Origin of the sequence: Mesorhizobium sp. M8A.F.Ca.ET.021.01.1.1 (assembly GCF_003998025.1) — a bacterium.
Lineage (GTDB): Bacteria > Pseudomonadota > Alphaproteobacteria > Rhizobiales > Rhizobiaceae > Mesorhizobium.
This window is the reverse complement of the sequence record NZ_RZSJ01000502.1, coordinates 1-4,592: the sequence shown is the minus strand read 5'-3', so window position 1 is coordinate 4,592 and position 4,592 is coordinate 1. Positions and strand designations below refer to the sequence as shown.

Genomic DNA, 4,592 nt, shown 5'->3' with positions numbered 1-4,592 from the left:
GCGATACGCGCGCTGGTCCCTTCCCTGAAGGAGGACCGGCCGCTCGGCGTCGATGCGGAGGCACTCCACGCCGCGCTGGCCGGCAATGCGTGGCGGCCGGCCCTAGCTCCGGCCGACCTTGTCGAGAAACAGGCGTAGCTCGGTCGGGTCCATGTGCACGATGTGCCTGTCCTCGGGATAGGCGCCGCTGTTGACGTCGGCGACATATTCGGAGAACGCCGCCACCCGCTCGGCCTGCAGCCGGTCATACTCGGAGGCGAAGTTGCGATAGACCTTGGAGTGGCGCGGCATGTGGCCTCTGTTCTGGCCAAGGATGTCGTCGGCGAATAGATATTGCGCGTCGCAGCCGGTGCCCGCGCCCATCGACAGCATGATCAGCGACGTCCGCTCCGAGATCGCCTTCGCCACTTCGACCGGCACAACTTCTATTTCGGCGCCGATGGCGCCCACTGCCTCCAGTTGCTTCACCGCCTCGAACACCTGCATGGCCGTGTCGGCGGACTTGCCGACAGCCTTGAAGCCGCCTGTCCAGGTCGCGCGCGATGGAATGAGGCCGACATGGCCGATGACGGGAATGGCATCGTCCGCCATCCGCTTGATGGTGGCATAGCCGGCGCTGCAATAGACCGCGTCGGCGCCGGCCTTGTAGAGCCGAAAAGCCCAGCGCAGGAAATCGTCCGATGTGCCGATCTCGTAGAAATTGTCGCCCGGCATGGTGAACAGGCTGGGCGCCGCATCGCGGTATTGCGGATTGAGCACCAGTTCGGGCGGCACCGAGACGATGTCGACCCCTGCCCGCTCGGCGGCTTCCGCTTCATCCAGTGTCAGCACGCGCAGCATGGTCAGCTGCCGCCTGCCCTTCATGGCGCGCAGATCGGCGACGGTCGGTCTCTTTCGGCTCATTGAACTCTTGTCCCTGTTTCTGGATGGCGGCTCGTCAGCCGATCTCGATCATCACCTTGCCAGCTTCGATTCGGACTGGATAGGTCTTGAGGTTGACGCAGACCGGCGCGCCCTTGGCCTGGCCGGTCTTGTAGTTGAAGCGGCCATTGTGCTTGGGACATTCGATGATGTCGTCCATGACAAGCCCGTCGGCCAGATGCGCCTTTTCATGCGTGCAAAAACCATCGGTGGCGAAGAACTCGTCATCCGGCGAGCGATAGATCGCGAAGCTCCGCCCACCATGGTCGAAGCGGATGACATCCTCTTCCTCGACATCGTCCACGGCGCACGCTTCCAGCCACTCGGCCATCTCAATCTCCTGCGGACATTATCGATCGCTATTCGGCCGCCGCCGACATATCGACCTCGTGGAACTCGCCGCGATAGGGCCTGGCCGTCGGCGGCAGTTCGCGCTTGAGGTAATAGTCCTCGTATTTCAGCTGCCGGAGCAGCACCGGCCAAACCTCGCGGTAGGCATGCCACATCGACGGGTTCGGCTGGGGCAGATCATGCTTGATCAGTTCGTGCAGCCTGGGCAGCGCGTGATAGGGCACCATCGGGAACATGTGGTGCTCCACATGGTAGTTCATGTTCCAGTAAATGAACCGGCTGATCGGGTTCATGTAGACGGTGCGCGTGTTGAGCCGGTGGTCGATGACGTTGTCGGCCAGGCCGATATGCTGCAGCAGACCGGTCGTCACCATGTGCCAGGTGCCGTAAAGGCGCGGCAGCCCGATCAGCACGAGCGGTATCCACGAACGCAGCGTGATCGCGACAGCGATCGTCGCGACATAGATGGCCACGTGCCAGCGGGCCGCGACCACCGCCTTGTGCTGTTCCATCTCGGGGATATAGCTCTTCTCTTCGTCGGACAGGGTGCCGAACGCCTGGCGCACCAGCGTCGGCAGCGAATAGCGGAAATCGAGAATGCCGGTGAAGGCGAGCGCCGCCTTCAACAGATCCGGCGGACGCATGACCGCGATCTCGGCGTCGCGGCCGACGATGATGGTGTCGGTGTGGTGGCGGGCATGGCTCCAGCGCCATTGCACGGGATTGCGCATCAGCATGAACGAGGCGATGTGATAAACGACATCGTTCATCCAGCGCGTGCGGAACGCCGTGCCGTGGCCGCACTCGTGCCAGCGCGAGTCGCTCGACGAGCCGTAGAGCACGCCGTAGACGAACAGGAACGGCACCGTCCACCACGAACCCCAGAACCAGACGATGCCGGCGGCCGAGCCCACGATGACAGCGAGCCAGATGATGGTGTCGCGGATCGCCGGGCCGTCGGAACGTTGCATAAGCTCCTTCATCGCCTTGCGCGGCACGTCGGTGTGGTACCACTCGGCCGAGGCGAGCCCGGTCTCGATCGCGGCCCGGGTGCTTTCGCCGACCAGGCTGTAGTCGCGCTTCTTTGCCATCGTCGTCACACTGACCTCCAATCGTCGCGCACCGCTGGCAATCCGGTCCGCCGGCCGGAGGGCTTGCTTTGGATGAATGTCGCGCTCATGGCCTGCCGGCCAGTCTTGGAAAGTTTCCGGAAGGCTCAGGATAATCCTGCTCGGGCTGTCGGGCGATAGCCGCGATCCTGGCTTCGGCCGCCGCGATCTCACCGGCGCCGTCGAGAACCCGGAACACCGCGTCGTAGGCCCGGCTTTCGCCATGCTCCAGCCAGATCATCTCGCCGCGCTCGCGGGCGGCGAGATCGCCCAGCACATGGTGGGTCGAAGGCTCCATCCCCAGCGCGTACTGCCCGGCCTGGAAATTCTGCCACTGGTAGGCACACGGCAACTGGTCCTTGCGCGTCACCAGTTCGAGACCGAGCCCGATGCGGTCGTTGACGACGGCCACCGGCACCTCGCCATTGGCATCGGCAGCCATCTCATGCTGCCAGACCTGTTCGCTGAAGCCCGGTTGCGGCGCAGGCGCCGTGCGATAGCCGACCTTCTGCGCCGCGTAGCGCTCGCCGGCATGGCCGGCCCAGACGACGTCGCGGATCGGCGCCAGATAACGCGAGCCCTCATCCAGCAAGGGATGGCTGATATTGACATGATAGAAATACATATGCGGCGTGCGGTTGAAGCCGTGATTGACGACATGGTCGGAAAGCCGGATCTCGTTGCCGCCGACATCGGCCTCGATGCGGCGGATGAGATGGAGGTCCTCGCCGAATACCGCCGATTGCTGGACGATGCCTTCGGCCCACAGCACGCAACGGTCGCCGTCCCAACGCTCGCCATAGCCGGTCAGCCGCGCCGGGATGGTGCCGACACGGCCATGCAGCGAATGGAGCACCGTCTTCCTGCCGGGGTAGTTGTAGCTGTCGGCGGGTACGGTCTCACGGCCCAGAACATGGTCGAGGCCGCAGGTGACGAGCAGGCCGGAGAACGAGCGCGCCCAGGCCAGCCCCCCTTCCCCTTCATACTCGTGCAGGCCCGGATGGCGAAAGCCGCTCGGTGAATGCCAGCCGATCGCCTGGCCCTTGAAGTCGCAATCGGCGATGTCGAGCGCCCGGTCGACCAGCGCGGTGAAGCGCAGGCCCGAGCCGGTGCGGAATTCGAGCATACGGATGCCGCGCTCCACGCCGTCGCCGAGCGTCATCAGCCGCACGCCGGCGAATTGCGACAGCATGCCGGATCGCTCGGCCACTTGCCGGCGTGACAGCGTCTTGCCGTATAGCTCTACCATGCGACGCCCTTCACTTTGCCCTCGCCTCCTTGAGCAAGGCCGACATGTCGGCGCCGGTGATGATGCTTTCCACGGTCAAGAGGTCGGTGTCGGCGACCGTCTGTTCGGCGACGATCTCACCGCGCCGCATCACGACGATGCGGTCGGCGACCTGGAAGACATGGTGGATGTTGTGGGTGATCAGCAGCACCGAATGGCCGGCGTCGCGCACCTCCTTGACGAAACGCAGCACGCCATGGGTCTCCTCGACGCCGAGATTGTTGGTCGGCTCGTCGAGGATGATGACCTTGGCGGCAAACTGCATGGCGCGCGAGATCGCGATCGACTGACGTTCGCCGCCAGAAAGTGTGCTGACCAGCGCGTCGGCGTCGAGCTTTTTCGAGATGCCGACGCGCTTGAGCAGTTCGGAGGCGGCCTTGCGCAGCTTGGCGAGGTCGAGCGGCGCGAACACGCCGAGCCAACCGAAATTGACCGGCTCCCGGCCGAGGAAAAGATTGCGCGCGATGCTGAGGTCCGGCGCCAGCGACGTGTCCTGGTGGATGGTCTCGATGCCGAGGTCCATCGCATCCCTGGTCGAACGGATCGAGACCTTCTCGCCGCGCACATAGATGTCGCCGCGATCGACCGGAAACACACCCGAGATCGCCTTGATCAGCGTCGATTTGCCGGCGCCATTGTCGCCGAGCAGCGCCACCACCTCGCCTTCCCGCAGTGTCAGCGAGGCGTTCTTCAGCGCCCGCACGCTGCCGAAGGACTTTTGCAGGTTCTGCAGCCGAAGTACTTCTTGCGTCATCGTCAGCCCCTTGCGGCGTTCTTCTGCAGCAAAGCGTGCAGGATGAGCATGGCGAGGATGATCAGGCCGACAAAGATGTTGTAGGCGAGCCCCGGCACGCCGATCAGCACGATGCCGTTTCGGATGGCGCGCAGCATCAGCGCGCCGACGATGGTGCCGAGGATCGTAC

The 4,592-nt window shown here is 64.3% G+C and carries 5 protein-coding genes and 1 pseudogene; all 6 read right to left on the bottom strand.

Annotated elements, in window-relative coordinates; genetic code table 11:
• Positions 1-102: 102 nt before the first annotated feature.
• The gene (locus tag EOA36_RS28330; RefSeq protein WP_127280342.1) at positions 103-903 is read right to left on the bottom strand and encodes a 3-methyl-2-oxobutanoate hydroxymethyltransferase; all 801 of its coding nucleotides are present in this window, start codon (positions 901-903) and stop codon (positions 103-105) included.
• 34 nt (positions 904-937) lie between these two features.
• Positions 938-1,252 (bottom strand): MocE family 2Fe-2S type ferredoxin, encoded by a 315-nt coding sequence (locus EOA36_RS28325; protein ID WP_127280341.1) that lies wholly within the window; start codon positions 1,250-1,252, stop codon positions 938-940.
• A 28-nt stretch (positions 1,253-1,280) separates the two neighbouring features.
• Positions 1,281-2,363 carry a fatty acid desaturase family protein gene (locus EOA36_RS28320; protein ID WP_127280343.1) on the bottom strand — a complete coding sequence of 361 codons (1,083 nt, stop codon included), beginning with the start codon at positions 2,361-2,363 and terminating at the stop codon, positions 1,281-1,283.
• Between the two features lie 85 nt (positions 2,364-2,448).
• Entirely contained in the window at positions 2,449-3,630 is a 1,182-nt protein-coding gene (locus EOA36_RS28315; protein ID WP_127280340.1) for an aldose 1-epimerase family protein, read from the bottom strand.
• Between the two features lie 10 nt (positions 3,631-3,640).
• Complete coding sequence (locus EOA36_RS28310; RefSeq protein ID WP_127280339.1) at positions 3,641-4,423, bottom strand: ATP-binding cassette domain-containing protein; 783 nt, start codon at positions 4,421-4,423, stop codon at positions 3,641-3,643.
• 2 nt (positions 4,424-4,425) lie between these two features.
• A pseudogene (locus EOA36_RS38515) lies at positions 4,426-4,592 on the bottom strand (ABC transporter permease); the annotation flags it as partial.